At 41.8% G+C, this 15,117-nt stretch carries 17 protein-coding genes and 1 riboswitch; of the genes, 6 read left to right on the forward strand and 11 right to left on the reverse strand.

The genetic code is table 11. The features are described from left to right. The first annotated feature begins 29 nt into the window (after positions 1 to 29). From gldE to HMPREF1534_RS15710, 3 genes are all read left to right on the forward strand, one after another. Positions 30 to 1,379 (forward strand): gliding motility-associated protein GldE, encoded by a 1,350-nt coding sequence (gene gldE / locus HMPREF1534_RS15720; RefSeq protein WP_005936999.1) that lies wholly within the window; start codon positions 30 to 32, stop codon positions 1,377 to 1,379. A gap of 5 nt (positions 1,380 to 1,384) precedes the next feature. After that, entirely contained in the window at positions 1,385 to 2,026 is a 642-nt protein-coding gene (locus HMPREF1534_RS15715) for a 4'-phosphopantetheinyl transferase family protein (RefSeq protein WP_005937002.1), read from the forward strand. Positions 2,027 to 2,185: 159 nt separating this feature from the next. After that, positions 2,186 to 2,387: riboswitch (cobalamin riboswitch) on the reverse strand. A gap of 94 nt (positions 2,388 to 2,481) precedes the next feature. Beyond that, positions 2,482 to 2,904 (forward strand): BT0820 family HAD-type phosphatase, encoded by a 423-nt coding sequence (locus HMPREF1534_RS15710; RefSeq protein ID WP_005937004.1) that lies wholly within the window; start codon positions 2,482 to 2,484, stop codon positions 2,902 to 2,904. 16 nt (positions 2,905 to 2,920) lie between these two features. Here HMPREF1534_RS15710 and HMPREF1534_RS15705 read toward each other — a convergent pair whose 3' ends face one another. The 11 genes from HMPREF1534_RS15705 to HMPREF1534_RS15655 all read right to left on the reverse strand — a co-directional run bounded on the left by HMPREF1534_RS15705 (position 2,921) and on the right by HMPREF1534_RS15655 (position 13,600). Then, positions 2,921 to 4,702, reverse strand: coding sequence for a sensor histidine kinase (locus HMPREF1534_RS15705; RefSeq protein WP_005937006.1), 1,782 nt, complete (start codon positions 4,700 to 4,702; stop codon positions 2,921 to 2,923). Positions 4,703 to 4,719: 17 nt separating this feature from the next. After that, the gene (locus HMPREF1534_RS15700) at positions 4,720 to 5,409 is read right to left on the reverse strand and encodes a response regulator transcription factor (RefSeq protein ID WP_005937008.1); all 690 of its coding nucleotides are present in this window, start codon (positions 5,407 to 5,409) and stop codon (positions 4,720 to 4,722) included. A 104-nt stretch (positions 5,410 to 5,513) separates the two neighbouring features. Further along, positions 5,514 to 6,563: an asparaginase gene (locus tag HMPREF1534_RS15695; protein WP_005937011.1), complete on the reverse strand. Its 1,050-nt coding sequence runs from the start codon at positions 6,561 to 6,563 to the stop codon at positions 5,514 to 5,516. A gap of 124 nt (positions 6,564 to 6,687) precedes the next feature. Beyond that, entirely contained in the window at positions 6,688 to 7,467 is a 780-nt protein-coding gene (gene trpA, locus HMPREF1534_RS15690; protein WP_005937014.1) for a tryptophan synthase subunit alpha, read from the reverse strand. Next, positions 7,464 to 8,081, reverse strand: coding sequence for a phosphoribosylanthranilate isomerase (locus HMPREF1534_RS15685; RefSeq protein ID WP_005937018.1), 618 nt, complete (start codon positions 8,079 to 8,081; stop codon positions 7,464 to 7,466). Before HMPREF1534_RS15685 ends, trpA begins: the two co-directional genes overlap by 4 nt. A 16-nt stretch (positions 8,082 to 8,097) precedes the next feature. After that, positions 8,098 to 8,877 carry an indole-3-glycerol phosphate synthase TrpC gene (trpC, locus tag HMPREF1534_RS15680; RefSeq protein ID WP_005937021.1) on the reverse strand — a complete coding sequence of 260 codons (780 nt, stop codon included), beginning with the start codon at positions 8,875 to 8,877 and terminating at the stop codon, positions 8,098 to 8,100. Positions 8,878 to 8,900: 23 nt separating this feature from the next. Further along, positions 8,901 to 9,896: an anthranilate phosphoribosyltransferase gene (gene trpD, locus HMPREF1534_RS15675; protein ID WP_005937025.1), complete on the reverse strand. Its 996-nt coding sequence runs from the start codon at positions 9,894 to 9,896 to the stop codon at positions 8,901 to 8,903. An 18-nt stretch (positions 9,897 to 9,914) separates the two neighbouring features. Next, positions 9,915 to 10,478 (reverse strand): anthranilate synthase component II, encoded by a 564-nt coding sequence (locus HMPREF1534_RS15670; RefSeq protein ID WP_005937027.1) that lies wholly within the window; start codon positions 10,476 to 10,478, stop codon positions 9,915 to 9,917. Between the two features lie 14 nt (positions 10,479 to 10,492). Further along, a complete protein-coding gene (locus HMPREF1534_RS15665) occupies positions 10,493 to 11,893 on the reverse strand; it encodes an anthranilate synthase component I family protein (RefSeq protein WP_005937029.1) in 1,401 nt (466 codons plus the stop codon). Next, entirely contained in the window at positions 11,890 to 13,086 is a 1,197-nt protein-coding gene (gene trpB / locus HMPREF1534_RS15660) for a tryptophan synthase subunit beta (protein WP_005937031.1), read from the reverse strand. Before trpB ends, HMPREF1534_RS15665 begins: the two co-directional genes overlap by 4 nt. A gap of 253 nt (positions 13,087 to 13,339) precedes the next feature. Continuing rightward, positions 13,340 to 13,600: a YtxH domain-containing protein gene (locus tag HMPREF1534_RS15655; RefSeq protein ID WP_005937034.1), complete on the reverse strand. Its 261-nt coding sequence runs from the start codon at positions 13,598 to 13,600 to the stop codon at positions 13,340 to 13,342. A 96-nt stretch (positions 13,601 to 13,696) separates the two neighbouring features. Between HMPREF1534_RS15655 and HMPREF1534_RS20635 the strand changes: the two genes are divergently transcribed. The 3 genes from HMPREF1534_RS20635 (at position 13,697) to HMPREF1534_RS15645 (ending at position 14,902) form a co-directional block, all read left to right on the forward strand. Next, positions 13,697 to 13,840, forward strand: a complete 144-nt coding sequence (locus HMPREF1534_RS20635; RefSeq protein WP_005937035.1) for a hypothetical protein — start codon at positions 13,697 to 13,699, stop codon at positions 13,838 to 13,840. Positions 13,841 to 13,932: 92 nt separating this feature from the next. Next, a complete protein-coding gene (locus HMPREF1534_RS15650; protein ID WP_005937037.1) occupies positions 13,933 to 14,499 on the forward strand; it encodes an HdeD family acid-resistance protein in 567 nt (188 codons plus the stop codon). Positions 14,500 to 14,506: 7 nt separating this feature from the next. Then, a complete protein-coding gene (locus HMPREF1534_RS15645) occupies positions 14,507 to 14,902 on the forward strand; it encodes a DUF4891 domain-containing protein (RefSeq protein ID WP_005937039.1) in 396 nt (131 codons plus the stop codon). Positions 14,903 to 15,117 lie beyond the last annotated feature (215 nt).

The following is a 15,117-nucleotide window of genomic DNA, read 5'->3' on the forward strand; positions in this document are numbered from 1 at the left end:
AACCGGATGTTTAACTAAAACCAGATTCCTTGGACCCTGACTCGTATTTATGCCGCTTGGCGGATTTGTTTGACGGTGTGACCGTGACTACTCCTACTATAGGAGCAATTATAGCTATTGTATTAGCTGTTATATTATTGTATGCATCAGGCTTTGTGTCTGCTTCGGAAATTGCTTTCTTCTCTCTGTCTCCCGGTGACTTGAGTGAAATAGAGGAAGGGCAGACTTCTTCCGACAGGCGTATCAGTGCTCTGCTGGACGATTCTGAACACTTGTTAGCCACTATTCTGATTTCTAATAATTTTGTGAATGTGACGATAATCATGCTGTGCAATTATTTCTTTGCCAGCACCATCCATTGGGGAAATTCTGTCATACTTGAATTTCTGGTTATAACGGTCATTCTTACTTTCTTATTACTTCTGTTTGGAGAAATAATGCCCAAAATTTATTCGGCACAGCATACTTTGAAGTTTTGCCGTAAGGCTGCTCCTGTCATTTCTTTCTTGAAAACATTATTTTCTCCTTTGTCTGCCCTGTTGGTTCGCTCTTCATTCTTAATTAATAAATGTGTGGCGAAGAAGAACTATAATATTTCAGTCGACGAATTGTCGCAGGCGTTGGAGTTGACCGATAAGAATGAAATATCGGAGGAGAGCAACATTCTGGAGGGAATTATCCGTTTTGGTGGAGAGACTGCCAAGGAGGTGATGACACCGCGTCTTGATATGGTGGATTTGGAAATCAATACTCCTTATGCCGAGGTGCTGAAGTGTATTGTAGATAATGCATATTCACGTATTCCTGTATATGCCGAGTCACGTGATAATATCAAAGGTATTCTTTATATCAAGGACTTGTTGCCTCATCTTAACAAGATGGATAATTTCCGTTGGCAAACACTGATCCGTCCTGCTTATTTTGTTCCTGAAACAAAAATGATTGATGATTTGCTGCGTGACTTTCAGGCAAATAAAATTCATATTGCCATTGTTGTTGACGAGTTTGGAGGAACATCGGGCATTGTAACCATGGAAGATATCATTGAGGAAATTGTAGGAGAAATCAATGATGAATATGATGATGAAGAACGCACGTATGTGAAACTGAATGACCGCACTTATATTTTTGAGGCTAAAACTCTTCTGTCTGATTTCTATAAGATAATGAAGATAGACTCGAATATATTTGAGAGAGTGGAAGGAGATGCCGATACCTTAGCCGGTCTTTTACTTGAGATAAAGGGAGAGTTCCCGGTGTTGCATGAACATTTGGATTATGAAAACTATCATTTTGAAGTGTTGGAAATGAACACCCGTCGAATCTTGAAAGTAAAAGTGATTGTTGACGAACCCCAAGTGGCGGAAGAAACGAAGTAATCATTATGCCGTTATATCGGAAAATTCAAGAAAACGGACTGCTGGTCGGGGTTTGGAAAACAGAGGAAACGGTGGAGCAGTTATTGGCTTTGCTTGGCAATATTTCTATGTACGAGAAAGACTTGGAGCATTTTACCTCTGATATGCGGAAATATGAATGGCTGGCTGTACGTGTATTACTGAAAACATTGTGCGGAGAAGAAAAGAAGGTGGTTTATCTTCCTTCCGGGAAGCCATATCTGGCAGATGGAAGTGCACATATCAGCATATCTCATACGAATGGTTATGTGGCTGTTGCCCTGCATCCGACCGAAGAAGTAGGAATCGATATTGAGAGATATGGGGTAAGGGTTCGTAGGGTTGTTTCTCGTTTTGTGCGGCCGGACGAAGAAAAAACGATGAATCAAGGTGATGAAGTATATGTATTGCTTCTTCACTGGTCTGCCAAAGAAACATTGTTCAAGGTGATGGGGGTGGAAGGTGTAGACTTTATCCGGCATTTGCATATTTTTCCTTTTGTCATGGAAGAGGAGGGGTGTTTGGAAGCGCAGGAATATCGGACAGAGGAACAGTGGCATTATCGGGTGCGTTATCTGACTCATCCCGATTTCGTGCTTACTTGGACTATAAAAAAAATGCCAACGTGATTCCCATCAGGCTGGCACTCAAATAAACTTGGCAGAGTTTATTCTTATAAAAAATCTCTTTTACCTGATCATCTCTTTTGGGATAGCGAAACGGAGAAGATAGCGGATGCTAATCATCCTTTATGTTCAATGTTCCAAGCTCTTTCCTCGAAAGCTTCAGGATGTGAAAGTGTATAGGCAGGTCTTCTGACTTGTTTCCGCTATAAGCACCTTCCCGGAAATGCTTTCCAGTGGTTAATGGAGTTTGCTTATGCGTTTTGTGAAACATACAGCAGCGGGACTGTTCAGGATTCTCACCTGATTCCCTTTTAATCATTTATCTTTGACTAAAGATAAACAAACCAATACATTGCAAATATACTGCTTATCTTTAGAAAAACAATTAATTCTTTTGGTTTTTGTAAAGGGAGGAATAGAAATTTTGCCTTATCTTTGTGACATAATTTAGAGTAACTATGATTATAGCAGTAGACTTTGACGGAACAATCGTGGAACATAAGTATCCCGCAATAGGTAAAGAAATTCCTTTTGCCATAGAAACATTGAAAAAATTGCAGCAAGAACGTCATTTCCTTATATTATGGAGCGTTCGTGAAGGTCGTTTATTGGAAGAAGCGGTGGAGTTTTGCCGTCAGCGGGGACTGGAATTTTATGCAGTCAATAGCAATTATGCCGAAGAGAAAGATAAAAGCCGGTATTATTCGCGTAAACTGAAGGCGGATTTATTTATTGATGACCGTAATTTGGGCGGGTTGCCTGATTGGGGGGTGATTTATGAAATGGTGCACAATCGCTTAAGTTATGAGCAGGTATATCAAAATCTGCATAATGAAAAACGCCCTGCTCCTAAAGGTTTTTGGGCAAGGCTTTTCAAATAATAGGAAAGGCGTCCTTTTATTCTTTACACAACGTAAAGATAAATTCCAACCCCCCACCGGGATTATTCTTGGCAAAGATAGTCCCGCCATGCAGAATGACTGCGTTTTTTACAATGGCAAGTCCGAGTCCTGTGCCGCCTAATTTGCGTGAGCGTCCTTTATCAACTCGGTAGAAGCGTTCGAACAGGCGGCTTAAATGCTCGGGAGCTACTCCTATACCGGTGTCCGAGAAACTGAAATAGTAGAAACGTTCGTCTTCACGGAAGCAACGGACTGTAATTGATATTCCTGTACCGGCATAAGCGATGGCATTGTCTGTCAGGTTTCTGAAAATGGAATAGAGCAAGGAAGCATTGCCGGATACAGTCAGTCCATGGGGTAGAAAATTGGATGCTGTTATCTGTTTTTCTTCCAATTCCAAGGCAACTTCATTCAGTATGTTTTGCATCATAACTGTCAGGTTGACTTGTTCAGTCTCTATCATATTGGGGGCTTCCTCCATGCGTGTCAAGACAGAAATATCACGTAACAAATGTGCCAGGCGATTACTTTGAGCATAACTGCGTTCGAGGAACGTATTTATTTTTTCTCGTGGCAGTCCCGGGTTATTGACTATTGTCTCAAGATATCCTTGTATGCTGCTGACCGGGGTCTTTAATTCATGGGCAATATTCTGAGTTAATTGTTTTTTTAACCGTGCCTGTTCTTCTTCCTGAGTGACATCGTTGATAGAAATTTCAAAGCTGTCGTCTTGAAAAATAATACAGTCTACCGAGAAAATACGACCGTTTTTGTCTATAACAATCGACATTCGTTTCTCTTCTTTGCTGATTGTGCGCTCTTTATTTTTGGCAATGAAATCAGTAATCGGCTGAAGTTCCGGAATAGAGAAGATTTCCTCTGTCGAACTCAGGTTTTTGTCCGAAATGAGGTTGGCGTACTGGGTAAAGAGATTATTAACCAGTATTTCTTGTTTCTTATGGGTAAAAACTCCTAATCCTTCACGGGATATTTGCAGGTGGGTTATCAGTTTCTCTCTTTCGATATATAAATCTTCTTTTGCCTGATGCAGTCGTCTGTATATCTGAATGATATGTTGGGAAATCTCACCCAATTCGTTTTTCGGAAATGCTCCTTGCAAGTCGGTGTCTATCGGTTCGTTACGATCAGCTTTCAAAGCAAATTGTTGCAACTGTGTGATTGACATCCCCAATTTATGTGTAAAACGGTAAAAGATAAAAATCAGCACGAGACTTACTATAAGCGTAAACCATACAAAATGGGAATCTGCTTTTAAATGACGCACCAAGCTGACACTATAGGGCAATGCGGAACGGATTATATAATTAGTGTTCGGATAATATTGGGCTGAATAGAAAAACTCTCCTCCTAAACTTTCGGATTGGCGATTAATGGAATAGCCGCTTCCTTGGCTGATAGCTTCCTTTATTTCTTCCCGGTTGAGATGGTTGCTGAAGTACAGCGGATTCTGTTCGATATTATCATACAACACTTTCCCTTCTTTATCAATAAGGGTGACGCGCAATTCATCCAACGTATGTTCGTGTACATATTTATCTAAAAGTCTCAAATTCAATGTGTCTTTTCCACGGAGAAAGTCATTCAGACGGTCATTATAATTCTGTAATTGAGTGTTGAGCAGTTCTATTTTGTATTCCTTTTCCCTGCGATATTGAAATGCCATAAAGCAAATGGCAAAGACAAGAAACAATACAATGACAGAAAGAAAAAGCTTCTTGCTGAACGATAATACATGGCTGGATAGTTCAAGTGTCATGATAAAGCAGACTTTATTTATTGATATTCAAAGCAATATCCGTATCCCAGACGTGTTACGATACATTTTCCATATTCTCCGACTTTTTTGCGTAGCCGGGTGATATTCACATCAATGGTGCGGTCGAGTACGTATACTTCTTCTTGCCAGACTTTTGCTAAAATATCTTCGCGGGAAAACACACGTCCCTGATTTTGCAATAGGAGCAGCAGAATCTCAAATTCTTTTTTGGTAAGAGAGACTTCAATACCGTCAATACTTACTTTCTTTTTGGTCATATCAAGTATCAATCCTTTATAAACCAGTTGTTGCGGAGCTTCTTTTTCGTTACCCGATGCTGTGCGACGCAACACCGCCTTGACACGTACCATTACTTCGCGCAGGGAAAAAGGTTTTGAAATGTAGTCATCAGCTCCCAAATTGAAGCCGGTCACGGTATCGTTTTCTGTATCTTTGGCAGTAATGAAAATGATAGGAATAGTGGCGGTGGCTTTATTTTTTTTGAGCATACTTGCCATCTTGAAACCTGAGATCTCACCCATCATGACATCCAATAAAAGGAGATCGTATTTAGTGAGATCCGTTTTTAAGGCTTCTTCGGCAGAGTTGGCAGTATCTACCAAATATCCTTCGTTTTCCAAGTTGAATTTAAGAATCTCACAGAGATCCTCTTCGTCATCAACTACTAAAATGCGGTAATCATTCATGTCGTTCCTCTTTTTATTTACTACAAAACTAATCTTTTCTTGTTTCGCATTGCAAAGATGGAGCGTTTTTATTACTATTTAATGAAACAAATATTACAAATGTGTTACATTGTAGGTATGGTAAACTCACCGGCAACCGGAATACTCATTTGATGCCGTATCTCACTTTCATTTTTGCCATGACCCAAAAGAAACATTAGTTTTGTAAGAACGGACTCTACTGTACTGTCATATCCACTGATAACTCCGGCATCGAGCAAATGAAGTCCGGTTTCATATCTTCCCATCTCTACACTTCCTGTAGAACATTGGGAAATATTGATAATGACGATACCACGGTCGGTAGCTTCTTTCAGTAAGTCGATGAACCAAGGTTTTTGTGGAGCATTACCCGAACCGTATGTTTTAAGCACCACTGCCCGCAATCCGGGGGTATGAAGTATGTTTCGTATCATATTTTCCTGAATACCGGGAAAGAGTGTCAGGATGACGACATTGGTGTCGTACAGATAGTGGGGCTTTAGAGCCACATTGGGATTTGCTTTATGAATACGGTCATATTCATACTTGATATGAATACCGGCTGTAGCAAGTGATGGATAATTATATGAACGGAAAGCATTAAAGTTTTCTGCATTAATTTTTGTCGTTCTGTTGCCGCGAAGCAAGTGGTTTTCAAAGAAGATACACACTTCGGGAACGATGGCTGTACCATCGGGGTGTTTGGCAGCGGCAATTTCAATGGAAGTGATAAGATTTTCTTTGCCGTCGGTACGCAACATGCCAATGGGAAGCTGGCTACCTGTCAAGATGACCGGCTTACTTAAATTTTCCAACATGAAACTAAGGGCAGAAGCGGTATATGCCATGGTGTCTGTTCCGTGAAGAATGACAAAACCGTCAAAATTATCATAATTGTAAGCGATGATTTTTACCAGTTTTGCCCATAAAGAAGGTTCCATGTCGGAAGAATCGATGGGAGGATTAAACTGATAGGAAGAAATGCGGTAATTGAAACGTTTTAACTCCGGAACATTCTCTTGAAGTTGATCAAAATTGAAGGCTTCTAAAGCACCTGTTTCGGGATTCTCAATCATACCGATTGTACCACCTGTATATATTAGCAAAACGGAAGGATATTCACTCTTTATCATAAGTATATCTGATTGGATTATGGCACAAAGATACGGAATATGTGGAAATATGGCAAAATTAAGATGGAGAAATAACAAAATGTTTTTGCTGTTTCTCCATGCATTTGTTTAAATAGTGCTTCTCCTACTCGTTGTTTAATGCTTTGAGCAACTTGTCGGTTGCTGCTTCAGCATCTCCTTTTTCATCACCAAGTAGCGTAACGAACTTGCTTCCGATTATTGCTCCTGCTGCATTGGCAGAGGCTGTTTCGAATGTCTGTTTATTTGATATTCCGAAACCTATCATTCGAGGGTTACGCAACTTCATAGCTGCAATGCGTTGGAAATATGCCTGCTTCTGTGTACCGAAATCTTTCTGTACACCGGTAATGGCTGCCGAAGATACCATATAGATAAATCCATCTGTATGTTCGTCAATCAGCCGGATGCGTTCTTCACTTGTTTCAGGTGTAATCAGCATAATCACTTTTATATCATATTTTTCTGCAATGGGGCGATACTCATTCATGTAATCTTTGAAAGGAAGGTCGGGAATGATAACTCCGTCGATACCAACCTCTTTGCAGGTACGGCAGAAGTTTTCGAAGCCGAATTGCATGATAGGGTTTAAATATCCCATTAAAATAAGAGGAATCTGTACTTTGTGGCGAATATCCTTCAGTTGCGTAAAAAGGAGTTGTAGTGTCATGCCGTTTTTCAATGCCTGTGTTGCTGCATGTTGGATAACGGGGCCGTCTGCCATCGGGTCACTGAAAGGAATACCTATTTCAATCATATCGATTCCTTTACTTGCCAGTGTGTTGATAACGTTTGCAGTACCGTCTGAGGTAGGATAGCCGGCACAAAAATAAATGGATAAAATATCTTTTTGTTTTGTGCTGAATAAATTATTAATTCTGTTCATTCTATGTTAGATTTGATTTGTTTGATAAATGTGTTTAATAGCGTTGTATCCTTTTTGCCCGGAGAGATTTCGAATCCGCTATTGAGATCGATGCCTGCCCATGCAGGATGGTGGAATTCTTTCAGAGAATGCAGACTGTCGGGCTTTAGTCCGCCGCTTAGCAGAAAAGGAGTGGAACCATGATACGCCGTAAGCACTTGCCAATCGAATGTTTTTCCCGAACCGCCATAACCGGTACAGGCTGTGTCGAACAGGAAGTAGTCGCAGACATTTTCATAGCAGGCAGTAGATTTCAAATCACTCATTGAGGCAATAGGGAATACTTTGATAACCCCCAGTCCGGCACGTTTCAGGTTGAGACATTGTTCGGAAGTTTCTGTTCCGTGCAGTTGGATATAATGAAGGTCGAATTCTTCCGCTTTTTGTAGGATGGCGGGTGTTACTTCATTGACAAATACGCCTACACGCTTGCATCGCTCCGGCAGGTAAGCCGGACGGAGAGAGACATGACGGCAGGAATGGGGGAAAAAGATAAATCCCATCCAGTCCGGACCGATCTGTTCTACGGCGCGAATGTTGTCGGGATCGCGCATGCCACATACTTTTACAATCATTTTGTCAATATGATTTTTATAACTTACTGATAAACTCTTTCAAAGCATTTCCCGGTTGAGGTGTCTTCATGAAATTCTCTCCAATCAAGAAACCCCGAAAGCCGGCTGCACGTAATTGTCGGACAGTCTGTGGGCTGGAAATGCCACTTTCGGAAACAAGTAACATTTCTTTAGGTAACTTCTCTGCCAGTCGGAAGGAGTTTTCCACGTCTGTATGGAAAGTTCCCAGATTGCGGTTGTTCACTCCCACCATATCAATGTTGTCTTCTATGTATTCCAATTCTTGTTCACTATGAATTTCGAGAAGTACTTCCAATTTCAGTTCGTGCGCTTTGGCCGCTAACATACTGCATTGCTCTTTTCTGAGTGCTGCAGCAATCAGAAGAACTGCATCTGCCCCTACGATGCAGGCTTGGTAAAGTTGATATTCGTCAATGATGAAGTCTTTACGTAGAATGGGAAGGCTCACTTGGGGACGTGCGGCACGGATGTCTTTTAGGTTGCCGCCAAAAAAATTCTCGTCTGTCAGGATGGAGAGAACGGAAGCTCCTGCCATTTCATAGGCAGGAGGAATGATATCAGCCTGTGCGTTTTCTTTTATCCATCCTTTGGATGGTGAACGGCGTTTAAACTCGGCAATGATGCCGGAAGGTGATGCCGAAAGGCTGGCGCGCATGCTCCTTCTCGGCATAGGCTCATTGCAGTTGTTTATCAGCAACTCTTGGCTGATAGCGGCTTTTTGTTGTTCGATTTCTAACCGTTTGTGGGCGATGATTTCATCTAATATATCTGTCATAGCTTTACTTTTATACCGGGTTGTCAACTGTTTAATTCGATAAAACGTTTTAATGTTTTCAGAGCCTTGCCGCTTTCCAATGATTCACGGGCTATGGCGACACATTCTTCTATTGGTTTGGCCGGTTCCATAGCTTGGATGGCAAAAGAGGCATTAATCAACACACAGTCGGTCTGTGCTTTGGTTGCACGGTTCTGCAATACGTTGTCGAAGATGCAGGCAGCCTCCTGAGGGGTTGTTCCGCCATAGAGCTCTTCTTGGCGGGCGAGAGAAAAGCCGAGTTCTGATGGCTTGTAAATAGTTTCGTAACGGTTGGTCATTACTTTAAACTCATCCGTAAGGGAGATTTCATCGTATCCGTCCAGATTATTGACTACGGCAAAACCGATGCCAAGCTTTTGGAATACATTGGTGTAAAGGCGCATTTGAGGAAGATCTGCCACACCCAATAATTGGTAGGAAGGTAGGCAAGGGTTGACCAATGGTCCGAGAAGATTGAAGATAGTCCGCACTTGTAGGGCTTTGCGTACCGGACCGACGCTTTTCATGGCGGGATTGAACAGCTGGGCGTGCATATAAACCATGCCACACTCTTCCATACTGCGAGTAAGTATCGATGGGTCATTGGTAAATTTCACTCCGTGTTGCTCCATTACGTTGCTTGCTCCGCTTATTGAGGTTGCACCGTAATTTCCATGTTTTGCCACATGATATCCGGCACCGGCAACAATAAGGCAAGCACAAGTAGATATATTGAATGTATTCTTTCCGTCTCCCCCCGTACCTACAATGTCAATAGGTTTGTAGGCAGAAAAGTCTATGGGTACTCGTGTTGTAAGCAGTGCTTCACGAAAACCGATAAGTTCTTCTACTTTGACGCCACGCATCTGGAATACTGTGAGCAGAGCAGCTATTTGTGAGTCATTATACCTGCCTTTGGTGATATTGAGTAACAAGTTTTTTGCTTCTTCACGATTCAGTTCTTCATGGTTGAAGAGGCGTGATAATATAGCTTTCATATCGTTTGAATTGTTGTTTTATGCGTTTAGGAAATTAGCAATTATTGTTTTTCCATTCGGTGTCAGCACAGATTCGGGATGGAATTGGATTCCATGTACATCATATTTTTTATGTTTGAGTGCCATGATATATCCTTCCCGGCTCATAGCTGTTACTTCCAAACAGTCGGGGAATTCGTCTGTATCTACCACCCACGAGTGATATCTTCCGACGGGTATTTCCTGTGGCAACCCTCTAAATATATAATCGTCTTTTTCTATGGTTATCGGTGTTTGTACTCCGTGAAAAACTTCACTCAGGTTGATCAGTTTGGCTCCGAATACCTCTCCGATGGCCTGCTCTCCCAGACATACACCGAGAATAGGTTTTTTCCCTGTATAAGTCCGGATAACATCCGGCAGTAGTCCGGCTTCAGAGGGGATTCCCGGTCCCGGTGAAAGAATTATTTTATCGAATACTTTTAATTCTTCCAGTTTAAAGGAATCATTGCGCATGACGGTGACTTCTGCACCGAGTTCTTTTACCAAATGACTCAGGTTGTAAGTGAATGAGTCGTAGTTGTCTATAATTACTATTTTCATAATAGAGTGTTTTTTTACATTTGTTCTGCCAGGAGAATTGCTTTTTTAAGTGCTCCCAGCTTATTGTTTACTTCTTGTAGTTCGTATTCTTCATTACTTTTTGCTACAATACCACCTCCGGCTTGAAACCAAAGTTCGTTGTTGCGACTGACGAAGGTGCGGATGGTGATTGCCTGGTTGAGTGTGCCGTTTAGTCCGATGAAACCGATACAGCCACCGTAGGCTCCACGGCTGTGAGGTTCGTATTGGCTGATGAGTTGCATTGCCTTTACTTTAGGAGCCCCGCTCAGGGTACCGGCCGGGAAAGTGTCGATGAATGTTTTGATAGAGTTAGCATTTGGGTTTAATTCACCACTGACTCGGCTTACTAAATGGATGACGTGACTATAATATTGAGGTTCTTTATAGAATTCTACTTGCACATCTTTACAGTTACGGCTCAGGTCGTTGCGTGCCAGATCTACCAGCATCACGTGTTCGGCATTTTCTTTCGGGTCAGCAAGTAAGGCAGTTGTGAGTTCGTCATCTGTTTGTTTATTTCCGCTGCGGCGGGTTGTTCCTGCAATGGGATCGATGGTAGCACGCCCCCCTTCTATTTTGCAATGTGTTTCGGGGGATGAACCGAAGATACGAAATCCGCCAAAGTCGAAGTAAAATAAATAAGGTGAAGGATTGATGCTCCGCAGCGCACGATAGAGTTTGAAGTCATCACCTTCATAACGTTGGATGAATCGGCGTGAGAGAACGATTTGGAATACATCCCCGCGCATACAGTGGATTATACCTTTTCGGATATTGGCTTTATGCTCCTCATCGGTCAGCGTGCTCGTTGTTTCGCCTACAGCATGAAAATCATAGGTAGTGTAGTTGCGGTTATGGATAGCTTTTTCTACATAGTCGAGATGGCTTTCTTCATTATCCTGAAGCATTTCGAGCAGAAGCATTTCATTGCGGAAGTCATTGAAGACAATCAGATACTTATATAAGATATAGAGCATTTCGGGAGCGTCATTTTTGGGGTCGCAACTGTCTTTTACATTAATGTGCTCAAAGTAACGTACTGCATTGAAAGTGGTGTATCCATACAGACCGCAATAATGATTATATTCTCCGCGTACTTTAAAATGGTTCAGGAAATCGGTTATGGCATGATCTACTTTGTAATCGGCAGTAATGGTATGCTCTTCTGTGCTGCCGTCAGGGTAAGTGGCTGTGGCGACTCCGTGGTTAATGCCGATGCTGGCAACAGGGTTTAGTCCGATAAAGGAACGGTTGTTTTCACTTCCGTGGTAATCAGAGCTCTCCATCAGTGCACTTTGAGGGAAGATGTCCCGTACTTTCAGATAAGTACTTACCGGAGTATGAAGGTCTCCCAACATAGTTTTGTGCTTAGTTGTATAGATAAATGTTTTCATAATTTCGTTTCTTCTGGTTTGTTATTCAAATAAGTTTCTGTATCCTTATCTCCTCGTCCTGAGACAGTAAGTACCACTATATCTTCGGGACGGAACTGCATTTTATTGAGTGCACCCAATGCATGAGCCGATTCCAATGCCGGAATAATACCTTCCAAACGGGTTAGCTCGAATGCAGCGCGTATAGCTTCATCATCATTGATGGACAGAACAATGGCCCGCTTTTGTCGGGCAAGATTGGCATGCATGGGGCCAATACCCGGATAATCCAGTCCGGCAGAGATAGAATAAGGTTCCTCTATCTGTCCGTCCTCGTTTTGGATGACCAATGTTTTTGCTCCGTGGATGATTCCCATCTTTCCCAGTTGGATAGTGGCTGCCGACATTCCTGTTTCTATACCTTTTCCACCGGCTTCGGCCAATACGATTTGTACACGTTCGTCATCGATATAGTGGAAAATAGTACCGGCAGCATTACTTCCCCCACCCACACAAGCCATTAGATAATCGGGATACTCACGTCCTTCATGCTCTTTCAGTTGTTTTCTGATTTCTTCACTGATGACAGATTGCAGTCTTGCCACCATGTCGGGATAAGGATGAGGCCCTACCGTAGAGCCGATTACATAATACGTATCGGCTGGATGACAGCACCAGTCTCGAATCGCTTCATTGGTGGCGTCTTTCAGTGTCATGTTTCCCGATGTGACAGGGCGGACTTCAGCCCCTAGCATCTTCATTTTCTCTACATTGACATGTTGGCGTTCTACATCAGTTTTACCCATATAAATAATGCATTGCATATTCATCAGTGCACAAACGGTTGCGGTTGCCACTCCATGCTGACCGGCTCCGGTCTCGGCAATGATACGACTTTTTCCCATACGTTTGGCAAGCAATACTTGCCCGATGGCATTGTTTATTTTGTGTGCTCCTGTATGATTCAGGTCTTCGCGTTTCAGATAGATTTTACAGCCGTACTTTGCGCTTAACCGACGGGCAAGATAGAGTGGAGAAGGACGTCCTACATAGTCATGCAACAAGTCATTAAATTCTTGTTTGAAGTCTTCGCTATCCAATACATTTAAATAAGCGTTTTTTAGTTCATCTACACAGCGATGAAGAATTTCTGGGATATATGCTCCTCCGAACTCGCCGTAATAACCTTCATTGTTTACTTGATAAGTTTTCATTGTGATTGAGTATCTATTTTTTGTATATTGCATAAACGAAAAAAGGCCTGTCGTAAGTACGACAGACCTTTTCTGAATATCCTTTTAGAATGTTAAGTATATACACATGGACTGGTTCTCTTACGACTTATTCAGTTGCAAGAGACGCCACCAACATGTATTTACTAATATTCTTTTCATCTTTTTCTGTTTCTATTTCGGTGCAAATGTAATCGTTTTGATTTTATCTCCAAAGAAAAACTTACTTTTTTTTCTATTTATTGGTAACTTCGTTCAATTTGCCTTTCACAGCTTCGGCCTGTTGACTCATCTTTTCCACCACTTCTCCGCTTACTTTCTCTGCTTTATGCTTAGCGCGATGTGCAAAGTCATACGCATCTTCTTCCAAGTCCTGAATGGTGTCATAAATGTCTCTTCTCAGTTTGCGTCCTCTGTTGCTGTGGGCGAAACAACTCAATGCACTGCCGACCAACGCACCTAGTGCCAGTCCTGCGAAAAATTTTCCATTATTCATAATCTTATTCATTTAATTGGGTTTTATCTATGAACATTTCGGCTGTGTGGATGGTTCTTAATGCATCAGTTAATAAATCATTAAAAAGGAAATAAGATGAAACGTAAACTTTGGATAAGAATAGGAGCGGTGGTATTGGCTGCATTATTGTTGTGGTGGCTCTTTTGGGCTATATTGATTGACGAAGACGAGAATGATCAGGGCTTACCGGAAACAGAACAAATAGAGGCAGTGGATTAATTCCCTGCCTTTTCTTATTCTTTTTCAGAAATATTCTGTATATTCGCTTATTGATTATTGAAAAAGTGTAATAGTATAAATAATATGTAACAATGAAAACAATGAATTATTCTATAATCCGATGCATCTGTGCATTAGTATTGGGCGTATTATTGGTAGCATGGCCCGAAGCTGCTATCCTGTATTTGGTGATTACTATCGGAGCTTTGTTTTTGGTACCAGGTCTGTTCTCTGTCTTTGGTTATCTTACTCGTGGAAAGCAGAATGGAATGTCTTTTCCTATAGCCGGATTGGGTAGTCTGCTGTTTGGTCTTTGGCTGATGATTATGCCGGCATTTTTTGTCGGTATTCTGATGTATGTGTTGGGAGCTGTTCTTGTGTTGGCAGGTATCAGTCAGATTGTAAACCTGTCTGCTGCCCGTAGTTGGACGGTTGTGCCGGGAGGTTTCTTTGTCGTTCCCGTGCTGGTGCTTATTGCTGGTGTTGTTGTTTTGTTCAATCCGTTTACGGCTGCTACTGTGCCTTTTATTATATTGGGGGTCAGCAGTATCGTTTATGGACTTTCGGATTTGGTGAACATTATTCGTTTCCGCCAAAAGAAAGATATTCAGACTCCTATTATAGAGGATGTGACTCCTATTGAAGAGATTAAAGATTAATATACTTATGAAAAAACGACTGAACTATTTATTGCTGGTATTGTGTTTATTGGTAGCCTCTGCATGTAAAAACGGAGTTTCTACCACAGCCTCCGGCAAAGATGAAGGCGCCGGAGGTTGTGAGGGCGAAAAGGCAAAAGCTATTTTGTGGGTAGACTATAAAAAAGGGCGTTCTATCCCTGCCGGAGTTGCTATCAGGACAGTGAAAGTGCGTGCCAATGTGTTTGCCGATGGTAGTGTGAAGGTTCTTTCTTTCTGTAAGAAACAATCTTTCAGAGTGGAAGACTATTTATTGAAGAGATTGAAAGTTTACCGAATTCGGGATTGGGCATTTGAGGGGAATTATATACAGACCGGCGAGCAATATTTACAGTTGCGGTATATTCCTGCCTGGATAAAGTAAAAGTGTTGCCATATTAGTATCTGTCTGCTGATGAAAGCAATGTACTCACTTTATGAAGGCTGCATTTTACCGAACTGAAATTAAGGTATCATACTGTGGGAGGTGCCGACAGGTATAGTTATTATGTATTGACCGGTCTTCGTTTCTCTTTCTTTTAGGGGGTAGCATTTCCCCCCCCTTCCTCGGACATGTCTTTTTTGTGAATACAATTAGGC

The sequence above is a fragment of the Phocaeicola massiliensis B84634 = Timone 84634 = DSM 17679 = JCM 13223 genome (assembly GCF_000382445.1).
GTDB lineage: Bacteria > Bacteroidota > Bacteroidia > Bacteroidales > Bacteroidaceae > Phocaeicola > Phocaeicola massiliensis.